This is a genomic window from Enterococcus sp. AZ149, from assembly GCF_051714285.1.
GTDB lineage: Bacteria > Bacillota > Bacilli > Lactobacillales > Enterococcaceae > Enterococcus_D > Enterococcus_D entomosocium.
Map to the genome: position 1 here is coordinate 2569487 of NZ_JBIORO010000001.1, position 26781 is coordinate 2596267.

Annotated in this window: 19 protein-coding genes; 2 read left to right on the plus strand and 17 right to left on the minus strand. The window is 42.0% G+C overall.

Annotation, left to right across the window (positions count from 1 at the left end):
- Positions 1-57 precede the first annotated feature (57 nt).
- The 6 genes from IGI94_RS11855 to rhaB form a co-directional block, all read right to left on the minus strand.
- A complete protein-coding gene (locus IGI94_RS11855) occupies positions 58-495 on the minus strand; it encodes a PTS sugar transporter subunit IIA (RefSeq protein ID WP_438899813.1) in 438 nt (145 codons plus the stop codon).
- Positions 488-1966, minus strand: a complete 1479-nt coding sequence (locus IGI94_RS11860; protein ID WP_086316452.1) for a BglG family transcription antiterminator — start codon at positions 1964-1966, stop codon at positions 488-490. The genes IGI94_RS11855 and IGI94_RS11860 overlap by 8 nt, the downstream gene beginning before the upstream one ends.
- A 345-nt stretch (positions 1967-2311) precedes the next feature.
- Positions 2312-3463 (minus strand): lactaldehyde reductase, encoded by a 1152-nt coding sequence (gene fucO / locus IGI94_RS11865; protein WP_438899814.1) that lies wholly within the window; start codon positions 3461-3463, stop codon positions 2312-2314.
- A gap of 84 nt (positions 3464-3547) precedes the next feature.
- Entirely contained in the window at positions 3548-4372 is an 825-nt protein-coding gene (gene rhaD / locus IGI94_RS11870; protein WP_005234418.1) for a rhamnulose-1-phosphate aldolase, read from the minus strand.
- A 7-nt stretch (positions 4373-4379) separates the two neighbouring features.
- Entirely contained in the window at positions 4380-5633 is a 1254-nt protein-coding gene (gene rhaA, locus IGI94_RS11875) for an L-rhamnose isomerase (protein WP_061053119.1), read from the minus strand.
- Positions 5608-7092: a rhamnulokinase gene (gene rhaB / locus IGI94_RS11880; protein WP_438899815.1), complete on the minus strand. Its 1485-nt coding sequence runs from the start codon at positions 7090-7092 to the stop codon at positions 5608-5610. Before rhaB ends, rhaA begins: the two co-directional genes overlap by 26 nt.
- Positions 7093-7243: 151 nt before the next feature.
- Here rhaB and IGI94_RS11885 point away from each other — a divergent pair, with 151 nt between their 5' ends.
- Entirely contained in the window at positions 7244-8125 is an 882-nt protein-coding gene (locus IGI94_RS11885) for an AraC family transcriptional regulator (protein WP_008380937.1), read from the plus strand.
- Between the two features lie 57 nt (positions 8126-8182).
- Here the strand turns inward: IGI94_RS11885 and IGI94_RS11890 are convergent, their stop codons facing one another.
- Both IGI94_RS11890 and IGI94_RS11895 read right to left on the minus strand, forming a co-directional pair.
- Positions 8183-9997: a beta-glucoside-specific PTS transporter subunit IIABC gene (locus tag IGI94_RS11890; RefSeq protein ID WP_061053121.1), complete on the minus strand. Its 1815-nt coding sequence runs from the start codon at positions 9995-9997 to the stop codon at positions 8183-8185.
- Positions 9994-12651 (minus strand): glycosyl hydrolase, encoded by a 2658-nt coding sequence (locus IGI94_RS11895; RefSeq protein WP_223347110.1) that lies wholly within the window; start codon positions 12649-12651, stop codon positions 9994-9996. The genes IGI94_RS11890 and IGI94_RS11895 overlap by 4 nt, the downstream gene beginning before the upstream one ends.
- 152 nt (positions 12652-12803) lie before the next feature.
- Here IGI94_RS11895 and IGI94_RS11900 point away from each other — a divergent pair, with 152 nt between their 5' ends.
- Entirely contained in the window at positions 12804-13772 is a 969-nt protein-coding gene (locus IGI94_RS11900; RefSeq protein ID WP_008380931.1) for an AraC family transcriptional regulator, read from the plus strand.
- Positions 13773-13944: 172 nt separating this feature from the next.
- Here the strand turns inward: IGI94_RS11900 and IGI94_RS11905 are convergent, their stop codons facing one another.
- The 9 genes from IGI94_RS11905 to IGI94_RS11945 form a co-directional block, all read right to left on the minus strand.
- The gene (locus IGI94_RS11905) at positions 13945-14799 is read right to left on the minus strand and encodes a GRP family sugar transporter (RefSeq protein WP_005234411.1); all 855 of its coding nucleotides are present in this window, start codon (positions 14797-14799) and stop codon (positions 13945-13947) included.
- A 103-nt stretch (positions 14800-14902) separates the two neighbouring features.
- Positions 14903-17488 (minus strand): glycoside hydrolase family 38 C-terminal domain-containing protein, encoded by a 2586-nt coding sequence (locus IGI94_RS11910; protein WP_139960534.1) that lies wholly within the window; start codon positions 17486-17488, stop codon positions 14903-14905.
- A gap of 2 nt (positions 17489-17490) precedes the next feature.
- Positions 17491-18627 carry a PTS fructose transporter subunit IIC gene (locus IGI94_RS11915; RefSeq protein ID WP_438899816.1) on the minus strand — a complete coding sequence of 379 codons (1137 nt, stop codon included), beginning with the start codon at positions 18625-18627 and terminating at the stop codon, positions 17491-17493.
- Positions 18617-18934, minus strand: coding sequence for a PTS fructose transporter subunit IIB (locus IGI94_RS11920; RefSeq protein ID WP_005234408.1), 318 nt, complete (start codon positions 18932-18934; stop codon positions 18617-18619). Before IGI94_RS11920 ends, IGI94_RS11915 begins: the two co-directional genes overlap by 11 nt.
- 23 nt (positions 18935-18957) lie before the next feature.
- Positions 18958-19407: a PTS sugar transporter subunit IIA gene (locus tag IGI94_RS11925; RefSeq protein ID WP_438899817.1), complete on the minus strand. Its 450-nt coding sequence runs from the start codon at positions 19405-19407 to the stop codon at positions 18958-18960.
- Between the two features lies 1 nt (position 19408).
- Positions 19409-21313 (minus strand): BglG family transcription antiterminator, encoded by a 1905-nt coding sequence (locus IGI94_RS11930; RefSeq protein ID WP_438899818.1) that lies wholly within the window; start codon positions 21311-21313, stop codon positions 19409-19411.
- A gap of 303 nt (positions 21314-21616) precedes the next feature.
- Positions 21617-23446, minus strand: coding sequence for a lantibiotic ABC transporter permease (locus tag IGI94_RS11935; RefSeq protein WP_438899819.1), 1830 nt, complete (start codon positions 23444-23446; stop codon positions 21617-21619).
- The gene (locus tag IGI94_RS11940; protein WP_438899820.1) at positions 23421-25685 is read right to left on the minus strand and encodes a glycosyltransferase family 2 protein; all 2265 of its coding nucleotides are present in this window, start codon (positions 25683-25685) and stop codon (positions 23421-23423) included. The genes IGI94_RS11935 and IGI94_RS11940 overlap by 26 nt, the downstream gene beginning before the upstream one ends.
- Entirely contained in the window at positions 25682-26722 is a 1041-nt protein-coding gene (locus tag IGI94_RS11945; RefSeq protein ID WP_008380912.1) for a bifunctional glycosyltransferase family 2/GtrA family protein, read from the minus strand. The genes IGI94_RS11940 and IGI94_RS11945 overlap by 4 nt, the downstream gene beginning before the upstream one ends.
- Positions 26723-26781: the final 59 nt, after the last annotated feature.

The window sequence follows — 26781 nt, forward strand, 5'->3', positions numbered from 1 at the left end:
CGTTTTCCTCCTCTAGTTGATTACCTTTTACCTTACTGAATTGACCATTCATTCCTATCAGCCGCATTGGTTGAGAAGGAAGGCTTCGATTTCTTCTTTTGATTTTTCTGCAATGAATTGCAGATTTTCTTCATAGGCGAAACATTTCATTAAACGGATGACTGCTTGTTTCACCGCGGTTGTTTCGTTAGTCTTCATCAGGATCGCAAAAATCGTTTTTGCTTGCAGCGTTCCCTGCCAAAGGACTTCTTCACCTCTGACGAGGACGATTCCACTTTTTTTTACCACAGCACTTTCAATGTGCGGTAGCGCAAAATCTTCAGCAATCATCGTATTGCCGCTCGCTTCTCGGGCCTGCAGTGCTTCAAATAGCAGGATTTTGCTCTCCGTCAGCCCGATCGTTTGGCTAACACCTGCAATCTTCCTTAAAACATCGACTTTCGTCTCTCCTGCTTCTGTTGAAACTAAAGTAAGGGACAAAGGGAATTTAGTCATTTCTCACCCTCCCAATCATCACTTCAAGGCGTTTTTGGTCTTCCATCGTCAGCATGGCGCTCACGATCACAACCGGAATCGGACTATCGATCGTTAATTGAACGGTTGAGATGATCATCTCCGTATCCGGGTGTTGCTTTAAAGCCGCTTCCACATCACGAGAAGGTAGGACAGCGGTGATTGCTAACTCACGAAATTTCTTATGCACTTTTACTTTTAATAATTCGGAGGTCCCGATTCCTGTAGTACAGACGATCATTACCTTGAGTTGTTGAGGATGTTCTTCGATCGCTTGAGCAAAGTAAAGGGTGACAAAGCCGATTTCATCTTCTGTGAGCGCTGGCAAATCGTACACTTGGCAGATTTCTCTTGCAGTCTCTTCGGTAGCAAAAAACAAATCTGTATATTCTAATTTGATTTGCTCCAAAAGATTGTTTTTGACTTCGATCCCATGTCGCAACCGATTGATCATTGGTTTGATATGGCGAGCCAATTTACCGAATAACTCCTCGTCTTCAAATGACCGCTGCAGCTGAGTGCTCATTTTTTCTATAAATGCATTAGAAATTAGTTTTACTTGTTCTGACAGATCCTCTAATTCATCCGTGGCCTTTTGCATCCGTGAGGAGACGAGGTATTGATACATATAATAGCTTTCGTTTTCCGGTAATTTCGTATGCAAGTACTGTTCGCTATTGCCAATGATCTCTTTGGCGATGGTGGCTAATTCTGGGTTTTCTTGCATTTGCTGTTTCTCTTTCTCATCTAAAATATCCTCATTAAATGAATTCCCTACTTTGCGAAACCGTCGCAATAAGATATACAGGTGAGAAAAAAGATTAATGTTATAAGGATGTGGTATTACTAATCCTAGGTGATTTTCAATCAAATTCAGCTGTCGCAAAACAAACTCCGCATCATAGCGGTTGAACGCCTCATTCGTCACATGCAGATCATCCAAGCGGATATTGCGGGTTTGTTGGATATACTCCTGCAATGCACGACGGATATTTTTTTCTGCACCGTTCACCCCGATCATTTTATTTTTGCGGGAAACCGTCAGCTCAAAACGCTGCAAAGCTTCAGAAATTAATTTCTCATCACTGTTGATAACCGTTTCACTCACATAAAAAGGCTGATACAGGGAAAAAATATTCTTTCTTTTTGGGGAAATAAGCAATAGCTCCTCCATCACCTTGTTCCGGCGTTCCACTGGTGTCAGCGCATTCGGCATTTCCGCTTTCTGACTCTGGGACTTTTCTTGATGATGGAAACTTAAGCGGTAGCCTTTCCCTTTTTCTGAGAGAATCACATAGTCAATCGCGGCATCCTCATTGATTGCTTTTACGATGCGATAAATCGACTTTGTAGAAAGTCGAAGCGCTGCGGATAGTTCATCGGCCGTGACAAATTCTCTCGTATTGGAAAGAATATGGATGATTTTTCTCTTTCGTTGTTCCATAACAGTCATGTAACCGTTCTCCTTTCTACACACTTATCATAGCACTAGGAAATGTAAGCGTTCTATCATTCTTTGTCCCCTTCATGGGACAAAGATGATCAATAATAAGAATTACAATACAACGTTAAGGACAAAAAAAACAGCCATTTTTCAAAATGGCTGTAACAAAGTCAGTGTTATCATCAATGTTCATTATTCAACTGTTGGAATAAGAAAAGCTGCTAGTTCCCATGAAACGAGAAGGAAAACGCCGTTTATCGAAACCATTCAACCTTCGTTAAGGAGCAATCCAGGTTTGAGCGCCTATACAGCAAGCGAAATAAGCACGCTCATTGAAAGGAACGATTTGAGCTTTTACATCAACGAACGATAAAGCTCAATAATCTCTTCTAAAGTCGTTTCCCGCGGGTTGCCTGGTGTGCAGACATCGTTCAAGGCATCTTTGGCGATGGCTGGGATATCTTCTTCTTTGACGCCTAATTCAGAAATGGTCGCTGGAATGCCCACATCTTTGCTTAACTGATCGATTGCTTGGCAAGCAGCATCTCGGACGTCTTCAAGTGACATCGTTTCTGCCCCTTCAATGTCTAAAACGATCGCGATCTCACGGTATTTTTCACCCGTAAAGTCTTTGTTGTATTTCATGATGGTTGGCAACAAAGACGCGCACGCTACTCCGTGAGGAATGTTGTACCAAGCGGACAATGGATGTGCCATGCCGTGGACTAAGCCCAAGCCGACGTTTGAAAAGCCCATACCGGCAATGTATTGCCCTAGTGCCATCGCTTCTCGTCCTGCTTGATCGCCATTCACGGAATCTCTCAATGAGCGCCCGATGATCTCGATTGCTTTGATGTGCAGCATGTCAGTCATTTCCCAAGCGCCTTTGGTGATGAAGCCTTCGATGGCGTGGGTCATGGCATCCATCCCCGTTGCAGCTGCCAGGCTCTTCGGCATCCCCATCATCATATCGCTGTCCACAAAGGCTACTAGAGGAATATCGTGAGGATCTACACAAACAAATTTCCGATGATTTTCTTCATCTGTAATCACATAGTTAATCGTTACTTCGGCTGCAGTCCCAGAAGTTGTCGGTACCGCTAAAATCGGCAAGCATGGATGTTTCGTGTCTGCCACGCCTTCCAAACTAATCACATCTGAAAATTCAGGATTCGTAGCAATGATTGCGATCGCTTTTGCCGTATCGATCGGTGAACCACCGCCAATCGCAATGATACAATCGGCTTGGGCTTCTTTGACAAAGGCTAAGCCGTCTTTGACATTTTGGATCGTTGGGTTGGGCACGATCCCATCATATAACGCATAGTCGACACCTGCTTCATCCAATAATTTCGTCACTTTGGTTGCTACTTCAAATTCCACCAAATCTTTGTCGGTGATCACAGCCGCTTTTTTGAACCCTCGTGCTTTGAATTCGGTCGGTACGTTCTCGATCGCTCCTTTTCCAAAATACGATGTTTCATTCAAAATCATTCTATTTGCCATTCTTCCTACCTCCATTTGTTTGTTTATTCACAATATAGTTTAAATAGAAAAGACTGAGAGCCTTTTCTATTCTTCTACCATTACTTATACCTCAAGATAGCCTGCTCGGGGAGTGACTTTGAAAGCGTCAGCCAATTTTTTCAGATTTTCATCTGTAATGGTTTGTAAGATTGGGCCTTGCGCTTTAACATAGGTGTACACTTCCGCAGCTTTCTCTGCCGTTTCAATCAAGCCAAAGACTTCATCCATATCTTTGCCAGCACCGTAGATGCCATGTTGCGGCCAAAGTACCAAACGGGTTTCTTTCATTTTAGCAGCTGTTGCTTCGCCGATCTCGTTCGTTCCTGGAACCATCCAAGGAATGATGGAAACACCTTCTGGGAAGACCACCAAGCACTCCGTACACATCTGCCACAGGGTCCTCGTGAAACTGCGTTCATCCAACTCATGGGTAAAACTCATGGCCAAAAGATGCGATGCGTGGTTATGCATGATGATTCGGTTTTCTGGATCGACCGACAAGCGAGCGATATGACTCATGAAATGACTTGGCAATTCACTCGTTGGCACCGCACCATTTTCCAAGCCCCAAAGCAATTCCAATGTTTGCCCATCTTCTTTGACCCGAATCACACCAAGGTTTTCCGCTGGATGTGCGGCTACATTTTTAAAGTATTTTCCTGAACCTGTCACAATAAAGTACTTGCCGGCTAGTGCCGTAGCATCAAAAATCATGGGAATTTCCCGCAAGACGCTTTGCGGATCGATGAAAGGCAAGATCTCTTCTTCTGTTAATAAGTAAGAAATATTGCCACCGTTGCGCTCATCCCACCCTAAACGGTAAAGATTTGCTGTCGTTTCCATCATTTCTTGTACAAAATTCGCTTGTAAAATATCAATTTTTTTCATCGTTCTCCTACTTTCTGGCTTTTAAGACGGTTTCTTCATAGGCTTTCACTTCTGATAGCCAATCCAGACCTGCTGGTACCCCTTGGCTTTCACAGAAGTAATTCCAAACATCTGCATACGGATAGTCTTTTAATTCTTCCGTCATGGCTAAACGAGTGGTGAAATCACCTGACAATTCGATTGCTTTTAGTTCTTCGATCGGTTCTAGCATCGCTTTTAGCAACGCTTTTTGAGTATTGCGCGTCCCGATCACCCACGCAGCGACCCGATTGATCGTTGCATCAAAGAAATCTAACCCAATGTTGGTTTTTGGCAATAAGTCATTGCGAACCAATTCGCGGCCAATCTCTTGCAATTCATCGTCCATGATCACGACATGATCACTATCCCAGCGTACAGGACGGCTGACATGCAGCAAAATGCCTTTGCTGAATAGTGCCAATGAAGACAATTTATTGGAGATCACTTCGGTTGGATGGAAATGTCCAGCATCCAAACAAATCAATTTATCGCGCGTCAAGCCATAGCCCATATAAAATTCATGAGAGCCGACGGTGTAGGCTTCGGCACCAAGACCAAACAGCTTGCTTTCCACGGCATCCACTGTGTATTCCGCTGGCAATTCTTCAGCAAAAATCTCATCTAATGCTGTCATCAAGCGTTCCCGTGGTGTAAAACGATCGATCGGGTTGTCTTTGTAGCCATCTGGCACCCAGAAATTATTGACACAGACTTGCCCAGTTTCTTTCCCCATATAGGCAGCGATTTGACGCGAACGTTTGCCGTGTTCGATCCAAAACTGACGAACTTCTTCATCTGGTGAAGCAAGGGTAAAGCCATCTTTGAACATGGGATGTGAGAAAAAGGTTGGATTGAAGTCTAAACCTAAGCCTTGTTCTTTCGCCCAAGCGACCCATTTTTCAAAATGCTTCGGCTCCAATTCATTTAGATCCACTGCTTCCTCGGTGTCTAAATAGATAGCGTGAAGGTTCAATTTGTGTTTTCCAGGAATCAAAGAGTAGGCTTTTTCTAAATCTTGGCGCAACTCCTCTGGGGTATGGGCAGCACCAGGATAATTCCCCGTTACAGAGATCCCACCAGATAATGCTTCATCACTCAAAAATCCTTGGACATCGTCCCCTTGCCAAACATGCATCGAGATTTTCACATTGGCTAATTTTTTCAAAACCGTATCCGTGTCGACGCCCAATTTGGCATATGCTGTCTTAGCTTCTTCATAACGCTGTTGAATCGTTGTCATTTTTTCCTTCTCCTTCTATAAAACGTTGATAGTCGCTTAAAATCTTGTGATCAAAAGGCTGTGGTTCATGAACACTGCAAGGAAATGAGTGTTTGACCGCGCGGCGTGCTTCAACCAGCGACGTGAAGATGCTAGCACTCATCATCTGCATTAAAAGATTGCCGATCGCCGTTGCTTCACTTGGGCCAGCTTCGATCGTCAGCTGCGCAGCATCAGCCGTCAGTTGATTTAAAAAGCGATTGTTGGAACCGCCCCCCACGATATGCAGTTTTTGCAGCTTGTTCGTCGTACCTGTCAGCTGTTCCAGCTTTTGCAATTCGCTGGCATAACAAAGCGCTAAGTTATCATACACACAGCGAGCCAGCTCCCCTGCGGTTTCTGGAACTTTCTGCTGGGTTTCTCGACAATACGCTTGCAGTTCAGTAATCATATTTTCTGGATTCAAAAAACGAGGATCATTGACATCGACAAACTGTTGAAAAGCAGGCGTTGCTTGCGCCAATTCCGCCAATTCTGCATAGGAATACTGATAATCTTGCTGCCGAGCCACTTCTTGGATCAGCCACATGCCCATGATATTTTTTAAAAAGCGAATCGTGTTGTGGGCACCCCATTCGTTCGTATAATTTTCATCGAAGGCGGCAAGGGAAACGTTGGGTACTTTGGTTTCGATCCCCAGCAATGACCATGTCCCGCTGCTGATGTAGCCCCACTCTGACCCTTCTCCGGGTGTACCGATGATCGCCGACGCCGTATCATGACTAGCGACAGTGACAATGGTCGCTTGTGGCAAATCATAGGCTGGAAACTTCTGAGTTTGCAGTGTGCCTAAAACCGTTCCAGCATCAACCAATGGTGGGAACAGTCCTTCTGTTACGCCAATCTCAGCTAATAATTCTACATCCCATGTTTGGGTATTGGCATTTAGAAGCTGCATCGTCGAGGCATTGGTTTTTTCCGTGACCATCTTGCCGGTAAAAACGTAGCCCAAATAATCTGGAATCAACAGCAGTTTGTCGGCTTTTTGCAACAGTTGCGCTTCTTCTGTAGCTAATTGAAAAATCGTGTTGAAGGGCTGCAGCTGAATGCCTGTTTTCTCATACAGTTTTTGCAAAGAATAGCGCTGGCCAAAAGCCGCGATCGCATCATTGGTGCGACTATCTCGATAAGCGACTGGGTCGCCTAAACGTTCGCCTGCTTGATCGATCAAACAGTAGTCCACTGCCCAGGTGTCGATTCCAACGAAGCAGTCATTGATACCGGCTTGTTTCACTTTTTGCAGTCCTACTAAAATCTCTTGGATCAAATAATCGATCGCCCAGCGGTCAAAGCCTTCAAGGGGACGAAAGCCGTTTTTAAAGCGATGGATCTCTTCTAAAGTGATCTGCTCATTTTCCCAACGGCTCAACATCAGACGACCGCTTGATGCGCCGATATCGATTGCGATAAATGTGTTCACTGGTCTCCACCTTTCATTATCTTGGTTAAAAATAAATCGATTACAATTTACTGATTCATTCTTGTTGCCTCAATTTTAGCTTGACAATCAACGAGTTTCATCACACAATTTTGATAAAGACTTGCACAATCTTGGTAAAAAGGAGGATCCGATGGATTACTGGGAAAAAGCCAACCACTCATGGTCAACCGATTCACTGCGTTACATCAATACTTCAACCCAAAAGCAGCGTGAACTTTTCTATTACATTCAAGAAATCGGCTATTTCAAAGCCAGCAAACCTTACTTTACAGAACGAGAGAACCTGCCTTCTTATTTGATCAAATATACATTGTCCGGTTGCGGTGAATTGCGCTACAAAGGAAAAAGCTATCAATTAAAAGCAGGTGATGTGTTTTTTATCGACTGCCTAGACTATCAGTACTACCGCACCGTTAGTCAAGAGCCCTGGGAAATGGACTGGATCCATCTATATGGCGCCAACGTCGCAGCGTTTTATGATGAATTTCTCAAAAATGGCAGTCCAGTTTTTCACACAAATCCTGCCAGCAGCCGCCAAAATCCGATCCATTTGGTCTTACAAGATTTATTGATGTTACAGCCAGAACCAAATGCGAAAACTGCCTTCCAAAGCTCTGTTTTGATCCATCAGCTACTCAATGAACTGCTCCTGCAAAAATATCATCTCGATTTTTCGGATAGTGAGATCCCGCCTTATATTTTGCAGATTCGTGACCAGCTAGAAGAGGATTTCCGTCAAGGGATCACCTTGGAATCTTTGGAGGAAAGGTACCATATCAATAAGTATCAAATCGTCAAGGAGTTTTCCAAATACATGGGCTTGCCCCCCATCGAGTACCAGATCAGCAAACGCATCTCTTACTCGAAAGACCTTTTGCGCTATTCTCGTCTTTCCATCAAAGAGATCTCATTGGCGATCGGCATCGAAAACACCGCCTATTTCAGCCGTTTATTCAAGAGAAAAGTCGGCATTTCACCTAGTGATTATCGACAAACGGAGAATGGACGGTAAAAAAGAAACATGAAATCATTCACTGATTTCATGTTTCTTTTCATTGAATCTAAGGTTTTAGTTGGCAACAATAAGTGACTCTTTTTCATTCATGATCTTCTCAAATGCTGACGCATTCGTTACCACAACTGGCGTAATGGTCGCATATCCCTCTGCTTGGATAGCTGCGAGATCGGCTTTTATCAGCGGCTGGCCCTTTTTGATTGCTTGATTTGCTTCAATAAGGGTCGTAAAGTGCCTTCCCTCTAGCTCTACTGTGTCAACACCGATATGGATCAAAAGTTCAACGCCTTGATCACTGGTCAAGCCGATCGCATGCTTTGTTGGAAATAAAGCAGTGACCACGCCATCAAAAGGGGCATAAAAGGTGTTTGATTGTGGTTTGATTGCTTTCCCTTGCCCCATCAAGCCTTCTGAAAAAACTTTGTCAGGAACCTCTGTTAAGGGAACGACTTCTCCTTGAACGACTTCTTGAAAATTGATTTTTGTATTCACTGGCTCTTTTGAATTGACTGCTTTCCTTTTTTCAGGTTCTACAATTCCCCAAAAATAGGTGATTAGAAATGCCGCAACAAGCCCTACTACCTGCGAAGCAATCCCACCATAAAATCCACCATCGATTCCTGCTGGATTGATAATCAAAGGAATACCCAACAATCCTGAACCACCAAAAGAATACTGCACTGTCTGCATAAATCCTGCAATAACACCACCTAAACTTCCACCGATGACAGCAGCGATCAACGGACGTTTATAAGGAAGTAATACTCCGTACAATGCTGGTTCACTGACACCAATCAGGGTTGTCAGACCTGTTGAGTATGCGAGTGCTTTCGTTTTATCGTTTTTCGTTCGTAGACCAACCGCCACGACAGCTCCAGCCATTGCCATTTGGTTCGCTAAGAGCAGACCCATCACAGGATCGAATCCTTGCATCGCCATGTTGTTAAGAAAAATTGGAATGAATGCCCAATGCAATCCGAACATGACCATCAAGATCCATGGTCCCCCAATCACCAGCCCGCCCAAAACCGGACTGAAGTGATAAACATTATTAACAAGCGTTGCCAGTAGACTTGATAAGTTGGATATAATTGGACCAACGACCAGCAAGGCAAGAGGGACAGAAACTAGTAACACGATAAGAGGCTGTACCATGAATCGCAAATCTTTCAACGGCCAATTCTGAACGAAGCCATTGATTTTGGCTGCCACCCAGACAGCAATGATTGCCGGAAAAACGGAAGAAGTATAGTCCATCATATTCACGGGAATCGACAAAAAGGTCAAACTACCTTCTGTCGCATACGGCAGCAAAGTAGGATAGATCAATGATGCCCCAATCAACATTCCGACATAGCTGTTTAATTTAAAATAATTTGCCGCCGAAGCACCTAATAAGATTGGCATGAAGTAAAAGAAAGCATTAGACAATGCATACAAAACGATATAGGTTCCCGAAGTTTCTGACAAAATACCTGCTACTGATAAAATCGTCAAGATCCCTTTGATCGTTCCTGACGCAGCCATAGCGCCTAAAGCTGGCGTGAAAATCCCTGAAATCGTGGAGGTAAACTGATCAAAAAGAGATTTTTTTGTTTTTTCATGGGTAGTGTCTTCTATTAATTCGCCGACTTGTTGCAGGACCGCTTCATAGACATCGTTTACACGATTTCCTAAAACGATCTGGTACTGTCCGCCCTGTTCAACGACTGAAATCACTCCGTCAAGACTAGCAATGGTCTCCTTACTTGGGGTATCTGTATCATGTAATACAAAACGCAGACGTGTGACGCAATGGGTCACCGATTCGATATTGGCTTTTCCACCAATTTCCTTTAAAACCTCTGTTGCCAACTGCTGGTTGTTCATTTTTGCTCCTCCTCAATAAAAAGTTTGATTTCGCCAGTGATCCCCAAAGGCTCGAACAGGACAAACTGTGAAAGATAATCCCGCATACTGCGACCTAAATTATTGATCACTTCAATCTGGATGGAATTATTCGTTTCTTGAAGCAGGTCCGTCAACTCAAATGTATACGGTGTACTGATTCTTGTGCCTACACAATGACCGTTCACTGAAACAGTCACAACTTCTGAAGCATCTTCAATACTTAATAAAACCTCTCCTGCTGCTTTAGGGAAGTCCACGGTATAAGTGATTTTCCCGCTAAACCGACTGAAGTCATCACCGACTCCCAGTAAAGGCAATGACGAATATTGTTTTTGACAGGCAACTACCGCTTGCTCTTTCCCGATTCCTTCGAAAGTGACTTGCCATGGCTGATCGTTTAGATGAACTTCTTTCACTGGTTTGCTTCTATCAATACGCAATGGTTGTTCCGAGGTAGCTTCAAAAAGAATCATACTCTCTGCTGGTGCTAAATGAATCTCATAGCTGCCATTTTTATATGACACAGGTTTCAGTTTATTTTCTACTGGATCATATTGAACTAAAGGCTTCTTAGCAGGAAAAACAGCCTGAAACTGCAGCGATTCACTGTCATTTTCATTGAAAAGCATGAATATTTCATCTGTCTGCTGCTGATAATGATAGTAGCGCAAATACGGCAGAGCTTTTGATGTTTCTAAACGATCCCGTACCTTCAAGCCAACGTTATCAGTGAGTGCTGTGAGCGGTGTTACTTCCGTAAGGCGAGCGAGAAGCCGCAGTTCATGGGTAAGCAGAGTTTGTTCAAGGGCTTCTTTCACCATTTCCTCAACAAAAATAATTTGAATTCCAGATTCTGCGAGAGCTGTCAGCTTTTTGATCAATGGACCAGACATTCGCTCAGTATATGGAATGACTAGTGTTTGAAAGGCATACTCATTGATGACAAACGTTTGATCCGTAAATTGCGCATCAAGCATCATCTCAACCGAAACGATTTCAAATTCGTATTGATGTTCCATCAGTTCACGAGCAACTTTTTGAATCGGCATATAAGCGCCTGCCCACTCCGCTTCAGCATGGTACAGCACAGCAATATCCGCTTGATGTTTCCCGTCGCTAAATAGATAACTCAAACGATTCATATACGTCATCAGCTGTTTGAAGCCCTCAAATTGTGGATTATGGCCTTGCGCATAAAAGTGTGGCGGGCAATCGGCATCAGGAAAGTCATTCATTGAAAAAGCATGAGGGACAAAATGATTGACCCCTCGCACCAGCATGTGATCGGTTAGCCATTTCATCAGTTTGGTTCCTTCTGACCAACCATATGCACCGAATACTTCGCACATCGTTCGACCTTGTTTCACAGGGTCTAAGTTTCCTAAAGATGCCCCCATTTTCCCTAATGCGTAATGGAAAAATTCGCCATCCCAGCCAGTAGATGTCATGGCTTCAAAGTATCCGTCATTTTGTTGCGGCATCAATTGATGCAAAACGACATCGATCCCTGCCATCGATTGTCCTTTCATCGATTGAAAGAAGTGACCTGCCCCATAGCCTAAACGTGCATGGGCATTGTTATCCTCAATCACATGTCCGATATAGTCGACCTTATGTTCCCGACACCAGCGTCCGATCCGCTGAGAAAAGTGTTGACTATATAGCTCAGAAACCAACGACATATAATTGTAACGAATCTTAACCGTCTGTTTTGATTCACCACGATAGAGAGCCGGCAACAGCCCTCGCAGCTCAGTTTCAGATATGGCTAGCTGGTTTGCTAACAAAGTCAACAAATCATACCGCCACGGCAATGGCATATCTACTTTTCCAAGGACTGCATCAGGACCCTTGATATTCCCAAACCGCGGTTCATCTGAGAAAAATCCTTGGATCGTTGTGCCAAATTTCTCTCCAAAGTGTTGATAATGACTTTGATAAACCGTTTCCAGCAAAACATCCGTTGCTTCTGGTACCAAAGGATTCAAGTACCCTTGTGTCGAAGCTTCCCCTCCTTCTTGTGTCGTGTAAAAGACAAAGATACTCCACTCTCCTTCAGGAATAGACCAATACAATGTCTCATCAATCATTGAGTCTGTAAGGTCGATCCACTCCTCCTCGCTGATCTGCTTAAATCCAGTTTTTTTGACCGCAACGGCGCTGATGATTTCAGCAGAAAAAAATGATTTGCCACTCTCGTTAACCGTTTCCCCTTCGGAATTCAAAATATTCGGTCGCTCTGCATTGAAACACCAATCCAACATAATTCCAGCATTCTTTTTTGGGCCTACAAAATCAAATTGTCGAAAATTCAAAAATTCTTTCTGCAAATGTCGATGATTCTTCTCAATTTCTCCTGCGGCGTAGCCTGTTGGAAAGTGCTTGTCATCCAAAATCCAAAGTGTCATTTGTCTTTTTTCACACTCTTCAATGATGATCGCCAACTCGTCCCACCATTGCGCTTTCAAAAATTCTTCATGGGGTCGTGATTCGATGCAGACAGATCGGATGCCGGCTTCGTAAATTTTATTGATGTAAGTTTGAATCGTCTCCTTCTCTTCTCCATGCATCCATAAAAACGGAAAAATATGATTATCATATTTTTCGTTCAATAAATTCGTTATCTTTTTCATACAAATTCCTCTTTCTTTCTCATTCAACTTCATTTAAAATCATAATAAATACGCTTTCAAATGTATCATAAGCAATTCTGCAGATTGAAACAATGTCATCTTCTTTGCAGATAATTATCACATTTTTAGATTTACGAAAGGAGGAGATCATAATGACAACCGAAGAAATGGAAAAAAAGCTTTTTCAGTTATCTGAGCGGGAATGCTATCACAGAGACCATCCAAACCACCTTTCTGACTATTATCAACAGCTGGAAAAAGTGATGATCAATGGCCGACAAGTTTACTTATTCGATAATCTGATGGAAGAACAAGAAAACTTTACTCTGTTAAAGCAAAGCCGCTTCAGTCCAGTTCCTTATCATAACCACAGTTTTATCGAATTAAATTATATCTACTCAGGAACATGCACCCAATTGATCGATGATCAGAAAGTTACGCTGACAAAAGGACAAATTTGTCTGATTGATACCGGAATTCCCCATTCGATTGAAATGACTGGTGAAGACGATGTTTTGATCAATCTTTTGATCAAGCGGGATTATTTCGCTCAATTGATTAGTCGAGAACAGTTTAATGAAGGGGTCGTGCTTGATTTTGTTCTGACTGCATTGTCAGACAAGCACGCGCATGACCAATATATTGTCTTTAAGAACAATAAAGATGATCGGATCCATGCTGTGATTCAAGAAATGCTGAAAGAAACTTATGAAAAAGCCATTGGTAGTAAACGAATCATCAGCAATCTAATAGCCATTCTTTTCACTTTTCTCGTACGTGAGTTCGACTATCAGACCAACAAGCAAGAAGCGGCAAAAAAACAGCACATTCTAGCGATCTTGACCTATATCGAAGAGAACTTCCAAACGGTTACTTTGCCAAAACTCGCCACCCTTTTTAACTATTCTCCTTCCTATTTAAGTGCATTGATCAAACGAGAAACTAGTAAAAATTTGACCGAATTGATTATCGAAAAGAAATTGAATCTCGCCCACAACTTAATTGCTTCCTCCACCAAACCAATCACCCAATGTGCGGCTGAAGCAGGTTTCACCAATATCACTTTTTTCTATAAAAAATACAAATTGTATTATGGGCATACGCCAAAAAAGAAAAAATGATTCTATGTCGCTACTTGCTTAAATAAAAAAATGTGGCATAAGTTAAATATTCATGTTCTAAACAAAAAAAAGAGTGGTTACCCACTCTTTGATTTTTAAGATAAGTTCTTTATTGGTTAAACTGTTATCTGCTACTTTATTGATCACTAACTAAAATTGCTCAGGTGCAAAGTTATTTCAACCAACTCATCCCTAATACACCAACAATATAGAGCAAGCTACCAAGAGCTACAAATTGCTTTTCTCTGCCAACTTTTTGTTCCTTTAAGAGGACAATACTTCCATAAGTAGCAACAAGTAAGCTCATTTGAGAAAATGAATAGGTTACGCCTACACCTAAAGAAGACGATACAGCGAATAACGAAGTATTCGCGATAACCCATGTGCTACCAGTACCTAAATTGTGGATTATTTTGCGGAAACGCAACTGTTGCTTACTTTTCAAGGAAATTACGCTTCCCCCGAGAAACATCCCTACTGCCTGAGGCAAGAAAATCTGTGCGCCACTTATCTGAAACAGACCAGTGACTGTCACATATAGCATCAAAAAAGCTGAAGAACAACATAGATAAAGAAGTACTTGCTGTGTTAAGCCTGTTTGCTGATGAGTTGTCTTAGTTACAAGGAAAACACCAGTTAGAATGACTCCTAATGCCATGATTGAGAAAATTACAGTCGTTAAATCTGTCCATTCTTTGAGAAAGAAGCCAGATGCTAATGTAACAAATAATAATTGGGTCCCGACGGAGACGGGCATTACTTTAGAAACCTCCGCTTTCTCCAAAGCGAGAAATTGGAAGTATTGTCCGCAAGCCCAAAAAACCCCAGATAATAAACTGATGAAAAATGGCACCATGGCATAACTCACTTGATTCAAGAAACCAAATACACTACCGAAAATCAAGGCTGCGATTGTTGTTCCTAGCAGTTGTTCCTCTGATTTTCCTCCCATCAATTTAGCGACGATTGGCATTAAGCCCCATCCTAGTGCAGGCAGTGAGGCAAGCAATAAAAGTTGTACGGACATAAAAACTCCTTCTAAATATTGTAAAAAAGCGAGAACACAAAATCTTGTAGAGGAAAACGTTACAGAAGCAATTCCTTCTCGACAAATTTTGTGTTCTTTATTCCTAGTTTTTAGTTAATAAATAGGTTGCTACTCCATAAGCGTGGATGATATGATCCGCTTCAAGCGGTTCTTCTAAGGCATTGATTCGCTGATATTCGTACCCATTAAATAATCTTTTGGGCTCAAGAGGACGTTCTTTGTTCGTTGAATTGACGAAACGGACAACGATTCCCTCAGAGTAATACGCATTATGGAGCGCACTGACTCCCACACCTGGTTCTAAGCTGCAAGACAACAAAGAAAGAGACATGTCGGTCAGAGATAATGGATCAATGCGCTTTTGAATTTTATTGTCTATACGATAAATAAAGTAATTCAAATCTTGCAATTGATAAGAAATCGATGGCTGTTCTTTAACAGTTTTCCAAGTAGCCAACAACTCTTCAGAAATAGCTGTTGATGCGACCCTTAGGGAAAAATCGAAGACCATCTCATAGTTTTCCATTTGAGCAAGAGGTGTTTCCATCATAATATGTCCCTTTTTGGTTGTATCGCCAGAAGCACGACCTGGTCGATACAACAAATCTGGTTTTCCTAGAGAGTCGGTTGTAGCTAGTACCGTTACATATAAGGAGTCATCGATATATTCATACTCTTTGCTCTGCTCGCTATAAAAAACGAGGGCGTTCTCTTGATCATAAACAACCACTTGTTTTTCAAATGGTTCAATATTGACAGGTTTTTCTGCATATTTTTCTTGCCAATTTTCCAGTGTTTGATTTCTTTTTTCAAGATAGCCAAATTGAATGGCCGCAACCGCTCTTTCTATCGGCTTGTTTAATCGAGCTTTCACTCGAATCCGATGATTTAAAAGCGTATTTTTAAAACGTAGCTTTGCGTTTACCTCACCATTTTTTGTCAGTTGGAGGGTCAATGTATAAGCGAATGTTTTGGTGGCGATTCCTTTCATCCGTTCTTCGATCGTATACGGTAGCTGTAAACTTCCTTCCAAAGCCAATGTTTCTTGCTTCCCTTTGCAGCTGGCAAAACGAAGCGTTATCGGTTGATCATTCAAAATAGGCGAATAGTCATACGTATCACCGGCATTACTATCATCGATGATCGACAAGAAATCCACGATCTGTTGTTTTCCATCTGAATAAATCAGATGGCCGTCTTCAAAGGAAAGCATGTATTTTCCATTTCTAATCCATGTGTTTTGATCTAAAGACGAATCGGGAGTTGTCTCTTGCTCTTCAAATGTAAGGACTTGATAACCAAGGCCTGAAAAGGCACAGGTCACTTGAACGGTTAACAGATAATACCCCTCTTCTTCAATAAAACGGTTGCCAGCCGGAGTTTCTTCCATAATATTTTTCCTGCTTGGGATATACACTGCTTCAAGTACAGATGAATCAGCTCCAATAACCTTGATATTGTTGGTTCTGGATACGATCTTAACTAATTTCTCTCCTTGAAATGGCACTGGTGTTGGATGAAGAATCAGAAATTGGTTGGCTTGTAAAGCGAGTCCTTCACTGATTCTTTTTAAAATCAAATTTTCAATGCTCTCACAAATCTCACTGATTTCTTTTACCCGATGACTGATATCTTGTGCAACACTATCTGATACACAGCCTGCCAAACTATCATGGGCTTGACATTCAAATAACTTTTTCCATGCTTTCATTAGCAAGCGATTGCTTAATTCGATCCCTAAATCTTTCGCAATAACTAACATTGGTTCAATTTCTAAAACTAATTTGTTTTCTAATCGAAAAATCTCACGTTTCAGATCCATTCGTACAGAACCAATCGTTTTGTGAACCCGTGCAAAAACCGGTGCACGAAACTCTCCTTGATAAACTTCCAGTTCTTTTTGACGGACGATCTCCATAAATGCTGGATAGGTGCTCAATTGATACTTGTATTTTCCAAGCTGATTGATTTTCGTTAGTTTTTCTTCTATGGCAGAAACAATGCCTAACTGATCATTTCCAGTTGGAATCAAGATTTCAGGTTCATTCGCGTAGCTCTTAATAAAATCAACACCTCTATCGAGTCTGCCATCTACATAACTGCTCGTTGGCTCCAATTGCTGCTGTGCACCATATCCTTGAGGAAAATTCACCGCATACAGTGAACCTCGCCCACTTAAACTCGTCCATTTAAAGTAAGGGGATTTGACCTGTTCCCCTAAATCGATGCCTCGCCAAAAGATAATGTTATCAAGTCCAACTTCGTTCAATATGGTTGGCATTTGAGCATTAAAACCAAATGTATCTGGCAAATAGCCGATCGGCATATAGCTGCCATATTTTTTGCTATCAAATATACCAATCATGGCATTTCGAATGATGGACTCACCAGAAGCGAAAAAGGCATCTGTTTGGGTGTACCAAGGACCGATGAACAATTGACCATTGGCGATCAACTCTTTGACCTCAGTCAAGCGCTCAGGATAGAGTTCTAAGTAATCGTCCAGAATAGACAGTTGTCCATCTAGCACGAAAGAAGCAGTCGGTTGCCTCTTTAGTTCTTTTAGTACATCACTAAATAATTGGTCACTCAAAACGACACAGTCCATCGAAGTAAAATACCATTCACGATCCCAATGGGTGTGGTTTACTATGTGTACATTTGTCATAGCTATGCTTCCCACTGCTCTTCCCAAGCCGCTTCGTCAAACTCTTCCATCGTGGCATCTGTTTCTTTCCCCGCATCTTTTGAACGTAGGAAGCTTGTACAAATCGCAATGAATAATGAGCCAGTAGCAATCGATAAAACATACAGTGGCCATTTTTCTACGGTGAACCAACCATAAAAACCAGAGATTGGCGCTGTATTGACAGCTCCTAGACCTACAGCCATTGCAGAACCAACCGCTGAACCAATCATATTCACTGGGATCACTTTTAGTGGATTTTCCACCGCAAATGGGATCGCTCCTTCTGAAATACCTACTAGTCCCATAATGATCGACGATTTTCCTGCTTCTTTTAGTTCGTTATTGTATTTATTCTTTGCAAAAACAGTCGCTAATCCTAAACCAATTGGCGGAATGATAATCGCCACTTGTGCTGCAGTGTTTGGTGCATAAACGTTACTTGTCAATAAAGCCATCGCGGTTGTCACAGCTGCCTTATTTACTGGCCCTCCAAGATCAAATCCAACCATTGCCCCTACAACTGCCGCCATCACGATCGCATTTCCGCCACTCAATCCGTTCAACCATGACTCTAAGCCCACATTGATAGCTGCAAATGGTGTACCGATCACATAATTCACAAGTAGGACAGTGACTAAAGTACCTAAAACAGGAACTAAGAACACTGGAACTACCGATGCCATCGATTTTGGCAGCTTTATATGGTTTTTGATCCACAAGCAGATGTACCCAGCGATCAGCCCTGAAACAATTGCGCCTAAGAAGCCTGCGTTAATGTCTTTTACTAACATACCTCCAACAAGACCAGGGGCTATCCCTAGCTTATCGGAAATCGAATAAGCAATAAATGCCGATATTACGGGAAACATCAATCCTAAAGCGATGCCACCGAATCCATCTAAACTATGGAGTAATCGGATGATCGTATTCGCACTTTCTCCATGAGAGGCATCCCAAATATCGACGATCCCAAATATTGATCCGCCTACTCGAGAAATCGCCATGATAACTGCTCCGGCAATCACTAGAGGAATCATATAGGATATTCCTGTTAAAACATGATTTTTCATTTCACTTGCCAACTTTTTCATCTGATTTTCCTCCTCTTTATTGATCAATCAGCTTTAATGCATCTTCAATTACTTTTTCTGCGTTTTTTATAGGGGCTGCTACCGGGACTTTGAGAATCATTTTGCCATTGAAACGCTCCTCATTTCTCACTTTCGTATCAACGGCAAAAATCACGACTTCCCCAATTTGACAATCCCGCTCGTTCAATTCATTTTCGATACCTGTTGCTCCTTGTGTCTCAACCTTGATTAAATCGCCACGTTTCGCTGCTGCTTTTTTTAGCGCCTGTGCCGCCATAAAGGTATGAGCAACTCCTGTGGCACACGCCGTTACTGCAATAATTTTTCTCTTCATTCGTCTTTCCCCTTTTCTCCATTTTATTCGCTTAATAATTTCGCGATAATCTCTTTATCTGTTTCGCTTTTCAGCGCTTCTGTGATGTCTTCATCCATCAATTTCATGGCAATTTCTGATAAAATCCGTAAATGGGTTTCTCCTTGATGTTCTTCAGGAATAGCAAGCATAATCACAACCGTTACCGGTTCATCATCTAAAGATTGCCATTCTAATGGTGCCTTTAACCGAGCAAAAACGATTGCGGGTTCAGAAACTGCACGACTTTTTCCATGAGGGATAGCTATATTATTGCCTATTCCTGTGGTCGAGTGATCTTCTCTTTCCATGACTGATTGAACATACTCATTTTCGGATTGAACGATTCCTTCAATTACTAATATTTTTGCTAATTGACGGACCACTTCTTCTTTAGTGGTTGCCTCTAGACCAAGAACAATATGTTCAAAAGGTAGTAGTGTTTCTATATTCATTTTATGTTCCCCCTTGTAAATACTTTTTTAATTCCTCTTTCGTCCCTTTAAGGAGGAAGGTTCGTTCATCTGATTCCATCACATTAAGCATCGTGTCATAGATTTCCTCAAGGTCTTGTACAGTTTCATCCTTGATACAGATGAAAAAGACATATTTCACCTTTGTTTCTCCCCAGTGGATCTCATTATTAAGACGTAAAAATACAATCGCTGATTTTTTCACGTATTCTGGCGTCCCATGAGGCGTTGCGAATCGTCCAAAAGAAGTAAAGGAAAGCTGTTCCCTTTTTAGGGAAGAATCAATCATTTCCTCGATCACATACCCACGAGTAACCAACTGCTCTCCAATAAATGTAATCACCTCTTGATAATTTTCAAAATGATGATCTAAAAAAATCAAGTCCTCGTGAATCAGTTTCGCAAACTGACTGAAAGAACCATTTTGCTTTTCTTCGACATTTTTTAAAAAGGTTTCTATTTTTCGCTGCTCATCTTTATTCAGTACAGGTGAAACATTGATTGTTGGAATCGAATCGATTTTTAAATCCACTGTCGATAAAATCAAGTCCTCATAAATATTGGTCTGAATCAACTCTTGAATAGAAAGAATTCTGGAAATATCGATTTGCTCATAATTTCTCCGAATGCGAGCAGCTAATAGCTGTGAAGTGCCTTTCCCACTGCTACAAACTAATAAGACACTCACTTTCTGCGGTTGTTTTTCTTCTCGCTGTTCTTTCATCACTTGGATGTGTACGGCCAGAAAAGCAACCTCATCTTCGGGGATCGAAATCGAAAACTGCCCATTTAAGGCATGAGCTAATCGAAGCGCTTCCTCAAAAGACAAAGGGAAATTCTTCTTCACATCATTTAGAAACGGGTTATGAATGACTAATCCTTTTTGAATGCGATAAATAGCTTCTTTGACATGTGATACCAATCCTAACAAAAGACTTTCATTGCGTAGGGAGATCGTCTCATGAATCAATTTTCGTATCGTTTCATCAAGCAAATCATCGGAGTCATTCTTCTTCATCAACGAATCCCCATAGATATGAAGCGAAATATAATGAACTTCCGAAACTGGCAACGACAGAGAAAACGTTTCTTCTATTGATGCGATAAATCGATAAAAAGCTCTATTCTCCATCAAAGGATGGCTTCTTTCTTCGAAAGTCAGATAATTCTTCTCTTTGACCCGATCAATCATGATGATTAGATGAAGCAATAGTGAGTGATAGGCAGCATCATTAAGCGTAATTTGTTCTTTTTTCAAATACTCTTGTAAGAGCGTATCAACTAAAGAAATTTTTGTCAGGTCAATAAAATCATTAACAAACTGAGGAATTCCTTGAATCGAATGCAAATAGCGTTGCTGCTCTTGTGTTATTTTCCAATTTCCACCCCAGAAATAGTAGATCAAATCAAATGCTAAACGACGTTTTTCTTGTTCTGACAAATTCAAAAAGGAACCCTTCCCCGGTAAAACTTCAATCGTAACGTTAAAATGACGAAAGATCTCGCTTACCTGCCCCATGTCATTTTCTAAAGTTGATTTACTGATGTAGAGTGCATCTTGCAGTTGTTGACGCGTAAAATACGTTTTTTGTTTCAGTATTTCAAAGCAAAGAAACTGAATACGATCTTTTTTGCTCGTCGGTAAGTTTGATTCCTCGTTCCCATCAAGATACTTTAGAATTTCAGCTGAATCGCCATCAAGAAATACACCTACTCTAGGTTTGCGAACAAGCCTTATTGCTGTTTCCTGCAAAAATTCATCAATTCTCTTTAGCGATTGCGAAACTGTCTTTTGCGAAAGCGACATATGCAACCCAATTTTAGCAACCGTTGTTGGTCCATTCTCTAAGAGATATCGAATAATTGCTTTTTCCCGTTCACTGATCATGAAACTTTCACCTCGTCTACATTTCTAATAGTAGCTTTTTCTCAAAAAAATGAAAACACTTACTTTTACTGCATTGATTACAGTAAATCATAGGCACTGAAAATATTGCGCCGTTTTTTTATTCATGTGTACCCTTTCGTTTAATCCAGATTATTTACATATCTTTTGGTATTTTCATAGTATAGAGGATATTACTCAGTGGGAACAGAAAAAAAATACCAATGAACAAACGATACGTCTGTTTCATTGGTATTTTTACTATTGATTCTCTAATAAGGAGACGCGCTTGAGAAATTCCTTCATCTATTGCCCCAACACCTCCGCCACCGAATAAACACCAGGGGCAAAGGTCTTGCCTGTTAGCTTCTTCGTCATGGCATTAAAGGTGTAGTGTTCTTCTAAGATGACGACTTCATCGTATTGCTTTAATAGCGTGCGAAAATCTGCATCTGGTAAGAGGAAATTCTCTCGGCCATCGACATTGGGTGAAAACAAGTAATATTTGCCGACATAGCCAACTAAGTAGCTGTCTACTGCTTCTTTGTTGGTACTGACCACCAAATATTTTTTCTGGTTCAGGTCAAAGTGATCGCCAGTAACGGCTGAAACCTGTGCTGGAATCGAATCAGCATATTCACGATTGGTATAACGCATGCCATTATTTTCTGAAAGGATCAGCAATGTCGCAAAAAATAGCAGAATCAAGGTGCTGTATTGATAGATTTTTTTTGTGGTCAAACTGGCAAAGCTACGGTAGTTTCGCCGATCGATCGCTTGTTCATGATACAAATAATCAATGCCCCGGACCATGAAAAAGGTCATCAAACCTAATGCCAAGATCACAATACTCGAGGCATAGCGATCGAACCCTGCCAAAGACAATGCTTCATCAGTCGGCATCGAAAACAAGAACATGGCGTAAATACCCAAGTAATAGAGACCAATAATACCATCGATCAACAGCAGTTCTTTTAGAAATGGATTGCGTTTTTTTATAATAAATCGGACAAATAGCCAACTGCCCAACAGGATGACCTGGATCAAGAGAATCCCTTGCGTGGAAACCGTCGTAACATCCGTGATCGTTTTGACAAAAACATCCGTAATCTGCTGCAGTATCTGAGAATCCTTTTCACCAAAAATCTGTTTATAAGCGGTCACGCTGACTTCATGCTTCGATTTAGGAAAATTCGCTTTGACATGCAGGTTCCAAAGAATCGCCGGCAGGACAGATAGCCCAATGGCAGCTAATCCTACAATCATCAAGCCTAGCCGTTGCCGCCAACGAATTGATGCCTGCCATAAGCAGACTAGTAAATAGCCACCTAAAATCAGCAGAAAAAAGACGGCACTATTTTTGACCAAATCAAGAGAGGCGCCAATCAAAAGAAAGTAGCTGATTGAAGGCAGCACTTTGCCTTTTAAAGAAAATAACCCGGAGATGCCTGCCAAAGTTAAAACGGGAAGAATGAAGTCTACCAGCAAATTATTCATTCGAATCGCAATATTAAAATAATTGAATACGGCCATGCTGGTGAAGACCAAGACAAAAGCCAGCTTTCTTTTCGGATCACGAATAATCGCAAAAAAACTATACAGACTACAGAAAATCAAAATCAATTGACCAATCAGCAAGACATTCTCATGATAGCCAACGATGATTGCTGTATAAGTAACAAACAGTGAGCTGCCTAAAGGATAGGAAGTAAAACTGATGATGGCATCGGTTGCCGTTGGCAATTGTTCCTGCGTATAAAGGAATTTAACGATCGTCGCCCAATGAGAGAAGTTGTCATAGTGGGTCAAATGACTGTGAAGCAATGTTAAAACGAACAAAGCAAAATAGCCATAAAACCACAGCATGATGGGCTCTTGTAAACCCCACCGCACCTGATGGCGCTCCTGCCAAAAACGCCAAACGCATAATAGTAAGCCAAGACCAAATAAAAACCAGGCCCCCCAGATCAACCATCCTTTGGGACCATATGCGACAAAGGAAAGAACGAGGATCGGCAAACAGCAGGCAGCGATCCAGCTAATGTATTTGGTAAAATGACAAACTCGTACAAAAAGATAGGCATAGCCAGCTAATGATAAACCAAATAGACTAAATCGCAGCAGGATCTCGATCATCGTCTGCCTCCTTTCTCAGCAAGCTGTCTACCCATTCTTGGAGGGCTACTGTGGAACGCAGCTCTGAAAGATTGCTTACTTGATATATCACTTGATTTTCTTTTGGCTGAAGCGTCGCTTTTTCAGCGTGAAGCACAAGATTACTGATCGGTAAGTTTAGATGGACCGGCATCTCGACCTCTTTTGTTTTTGCCAACGTGAACTGATCAAAACCAAATGTTGTGACCGCATAGGTTCCTTCATCAAAGTGCCATTTTTGATCAATAGTCAGTATGGGCACTCGTTGAGGCGGCAATGGCTTTTGTTTGGCTTGCAGCAGATGCTTACCGAGATTTTCAAAAAGACTGTCAAAGAAGGTCATCCACGGATCCCGCAGAACCGGCAGGCTTTGATTGAAGCCATCATAAATGATCTGCAGATAGGCTAAGTAATCTTTTTCTGTCAACTGGTTTAAAGCAACGCCATAGCCCCAGCGATCTTTTCCAGAAAAGACGCGGACAATATTTCCAGTCATCTCTGCTTGGTAGCCATTACGGGTGATTTTAAAAGTCAGCGGCGCATCTGGCGAAAAATAAAGAGGAACGTCAGAAACGAAGGACAAGCCATTTTCTGAGATATTTTCTGTCATCAAAGAATAGCTGGCGTCTTGGTCGGAAACTTCAACAGGATAATGGGCTCTGAACCGTTCCGTCGTTCGATAAATCGGGCGACCGAGATAAAATAAAACCGCAAAGGTTAAGTTAAAGAAATGGGTCAGCAGCCAGAAGGTCAACACACTGCCGTAGAAAATCTCTGAGCCGAATTTGCCGTAATTAAACTTCACTAAGCCGATAATCGTCAAAATCAACAGCAACAAATGCGGCACCACAAACAACAAGTCTTTTTTAGACTGAGTTGCTGCTTTATTAGTCACCTTGAAGCGGGTCTCTTTGATGCCAATGGCTTGCAAAAAGACAGGAATCACTAGGTAAGGTGCAAAAATCGTTTCCTGGATCTCGCCCCAACGCTGCGTTCGAATATCACTGCTCAAATCCTGCATCGCCAAATGCAAGAACGTATAGCTTGGCAGCCAAAACAGCAGCAAGACCCAAAAGTTTGTCTCTACGACCCTTACATTAAAGACGGTGTACAAAATCGGCGCGAAAATAAATAGTAGCCGTCGTAGAAACGACCACCAATACAAATAGCTGTTTAAGAAAACCATTTTTTGCGCCAAAGACAACGTCTTATTCTTAAAAAGATGGAGATTGTGGACACTTTGGACCACTCCTCTTCCCCAGCGAATCCGCTGCTTTAAGGCACTTGGGATATCAATTGGAGACAGACCGCTGGCCATTGGCTGCAGTGTTGATAAACTGCGATAACCTTGGCAATTGATCAAGGCGCCTAATTCAAAATCTTCCGTGATCGTGTCCGTCGGAAATCCGCCAGCGGCTTCGATCGCTTCTCGTGCAATCACCGTATTAGAACCTGTATAAATAGCGGTATCATGGGCGTTGTTCAAAACATTGACTTCTCTGGAAAAGAAGTCCTGCTCGTTAGGGATCGCCGCTTCTGAAAAAAGATTGTACTGAAAAAGATCCGCGTTGTAAAAACTTTGCGGTGTTTGAACAAAGCCCAACGGTTTGATGGTCTGGTCATTGCGGCGTTCCTGCTGATTTGCCACAAAATATGGCACTGTTTCCAGCAAAAAATCTGAGTAAGGAATCATATCTGCATCAAAGGTCGCCACTAGCGGCGAATTGGTTTTTGATAATGCATGATTGAGATTGCCTGACTTGGCATGCTGATTGCCGATCAATCCGATATAGCCGATGCCAAATTTATCTGCCAGTGCTTTGACCTCTGGACGGTTGGTGTCATCTGACAAATAGATGTGAACTTTTTTGGGATCGGGGTATTTCATATGAACTGCCGCATTGACCGTTTTTAATAAAAGCGGCACTTCTTCATTATGAGTAGCAATCAACACATCGATCGCCGGATAGTCGGCTTCTGGCACGACCGGTTTTTCAAAGGGCTTTGCTTTGTTTTTGTTCCAAATCAACAGCAAGCCCGTAAAGTTCGATACGATCTCACTGCCCCAAAGCAGCAAACCAAACAGCAAGGCAAACCAAGACTCGTGCCATGGCAATGTATACAGCCCCCGCCATGATAAATAGATCAGCGAAAAGACAAACGCCAGAAAGTAAACGACTTTTTTCACCCAAGGCAAACGTTTTTGTTCCACCTCAATCACTCCTTAAAGATGACATTTTTTTGCACATGGTAACTAAAGAAAAAGAGCAGGCAATCGACGCCTATTTTTAACAACACAGAATCTCCGATCGGTAGGATCAAATAAATCAGGTAGACGAGAAAAGAGGACAGCAAAATCTGTACGATCACCAATAAAAAATACTGCAGCATACTGTTCTTTGTCCGTTGACCAAAAACAAGCTCGCGATTGATGTAGTAATTGACGATCGCCGAAATCAATCGGGCACCCAACGAAGCGATCACGATGGAGGACAGATTGATGACAGACAAGAAATGGATCAATAACGCATAAGCGATCACATCGACAAAAAAGGAGACCACAGATGAAAACAAATACTTCAAAAAGACGCTATAGATAGCGACAGAATCTGCCAAGACCCGAAAATGGGAAGAGGCATTTTCTTCAATATAGATGGTTGCGATCGGTTGTGAAAGAATCGGCCACCCCCGCTTCTGGGCTTCGATTAGCATCCGCGTTTCATATTCAAAACGCTCACCTGAGATCGCCAACAAATCTGTCATGAATTTTCGAGGGAAAACCCTTAAGCCCGTCTGCGAATCCTCAATAGCAAGACCAGTCGCTAAACGCAGGATATTTCGGGTCAAAATGTTGCCGAACTTACTCCGCAAGGGCACTTCTTTGCCAAAGGATCGGGTCCCTAAAATAATGCTGTCCGGATGGGCTTGGGCCTTTGCTAAGCAAGCCATCATATCGGTATACTCATGCTGCCCGTCCGAATCAATGGTCACCATAAATTCAACAGCTGGCTGGTTTGTCAGCACTTCAGTGAGAGCGGTTTTGATGGCTGCGCCTTTTCCCTGATTCTTTGGATGGGTCAAAACCTGACAACCAAACTTCTGTTCCAATGCCGAAAAGACGGACTGATAAGCTGCCCCACTGCCATCATCCACGACCAAAATCGGCAGGTGCTGATTATGCAAACGAATTTTCTCCACCAGAGCCAGCAGTTTGTGGTCAGGTTCTAGCGAAGGAATCATGATTAAACTATTTTCCATATGCGCTCCTCATTTAAGGTAGTATTTTTGAAAACAAAAAAAGAAAAGAAGCCACCCCC

What these genes read in the sequence shown, in the direction of transcription:
- fucO (WP_438899814.1), bottom strand. Translation starts at nt 3,463, where the DNA reads ATGGCAAATAGAATGATTTTGAATGAAACATCGTATTTTGGAAAAGGA.
- IGI94_RS11855 (WP_438899813.1), bottom strand. Translation starts at nt 495, where the DNA reads ATGACTAAATTCCCTTTGTCCCTTACTTTAGTTTCAACAGAAGCAGGA.
- IGI94_RS11885 (WP_008380937.1), top strand. Translation starts at nt 7,244, where the DNA reads ATGGATTACTGGGAAAAAGCCAACCACTCATGGTCAACCGATTCACTG.
- rhaD (WP_005234418.1), bottom strand. Translation starts at nt 4,372, where the DNA reads ATGAAAAAAATTGATATTTTACAAGCGAATTTTGTACAAGAAATGATG.
- IGI94_RS11860 (WP_086316452.1), bottom strand. Translation starts at nt 1,966, where the DNA reads ATGACTGTTATGGAACAACGAAAGAGAAAAATCATCCATATTCTTTCC.
- IGI94_RS11910 (WP_139960534.1), bottom strand. Translation starts at nt 17,488, where the DNA reads ATGACAAATGTACACATAGTAAACCACACCCATTGGGATCGTGAATGG.
- IGI94_RS11920 (WP_005234408.1), bottom strand. Translation starts at nt 18,934, where the DNA reads ATGAAGAGAAAAATTATTGCAGTAACGGCGTGTGCCACAGGAGTTGCT.
- IGI94_RS11905 (WP_005234411.1), bottom strand. Translation starts at nt 14,799, where the DNA reads ATGTCCGTACAACTTTTATTGCTTGCCTCACTGCCTGCACTAGGATGG.
- IGI94_RS11935 (WP_438899819.1), bottom strand. Translation starts at nt 23,446, where the DNA reads ATGATCGAGATCCTGCTGCGATTTAGTCTATTTGGTTTATCATTAGCT.
- IGI94_RS11945 (WP_008380912.1), bottom strand. Translation starts at nt 26,722, where the DNA reads ATGGAAAATAGTTTAATCATGATTCCTTCGCTAGAACCTGACCACAAA.
- rhaA (WP_061053119.1), bottom strand. Translation starts at nt 5,633, where the DNA reads ATGACAACGATTCAACAGCGTTATGAAGAAGCTAAGACAGCATATGCC.
- IGI94_RS11925 (WP_438899817.1), bottom strand. Translation starts at nt 19,407, where the DNA reads ATGAATATAGAAACACTACTACCTTTTGAACATATTGTTCTTGGTCTA.
- IGI94_RS11890 (WP_061053121.1), bottom strand. Translation starts at nt 9,997, where the DNA reads ATGAACAACCAGCAGTTGGCAACAGAGGTTTTAAAGGAAATTGGTGGA.
- IGI94_RS11900 (WP_008380931.1), top strand. Translation starts at nt 12,804, where the DNA reads ATGACAACCGAAGAAATGGAAAAAAAGCTTTTTCAGTTATCTGAGCGG.
- IGI94_RS11930 (WP_438899818.1), bottom strand. Translation starts at nt 21,313, where the DNA reads ATGATCAGTGAACGGGAAAAAGCAATTATTCGATATCTCTTAGAGAAT.
- IGI94_RS11895 (WP_223347110.1), bottom strand. Translation starts at nt 12,651, where the DNA reads ATGAAAAAGATAACGAATTTATTGAACGAAAAATATGATAATCATATT.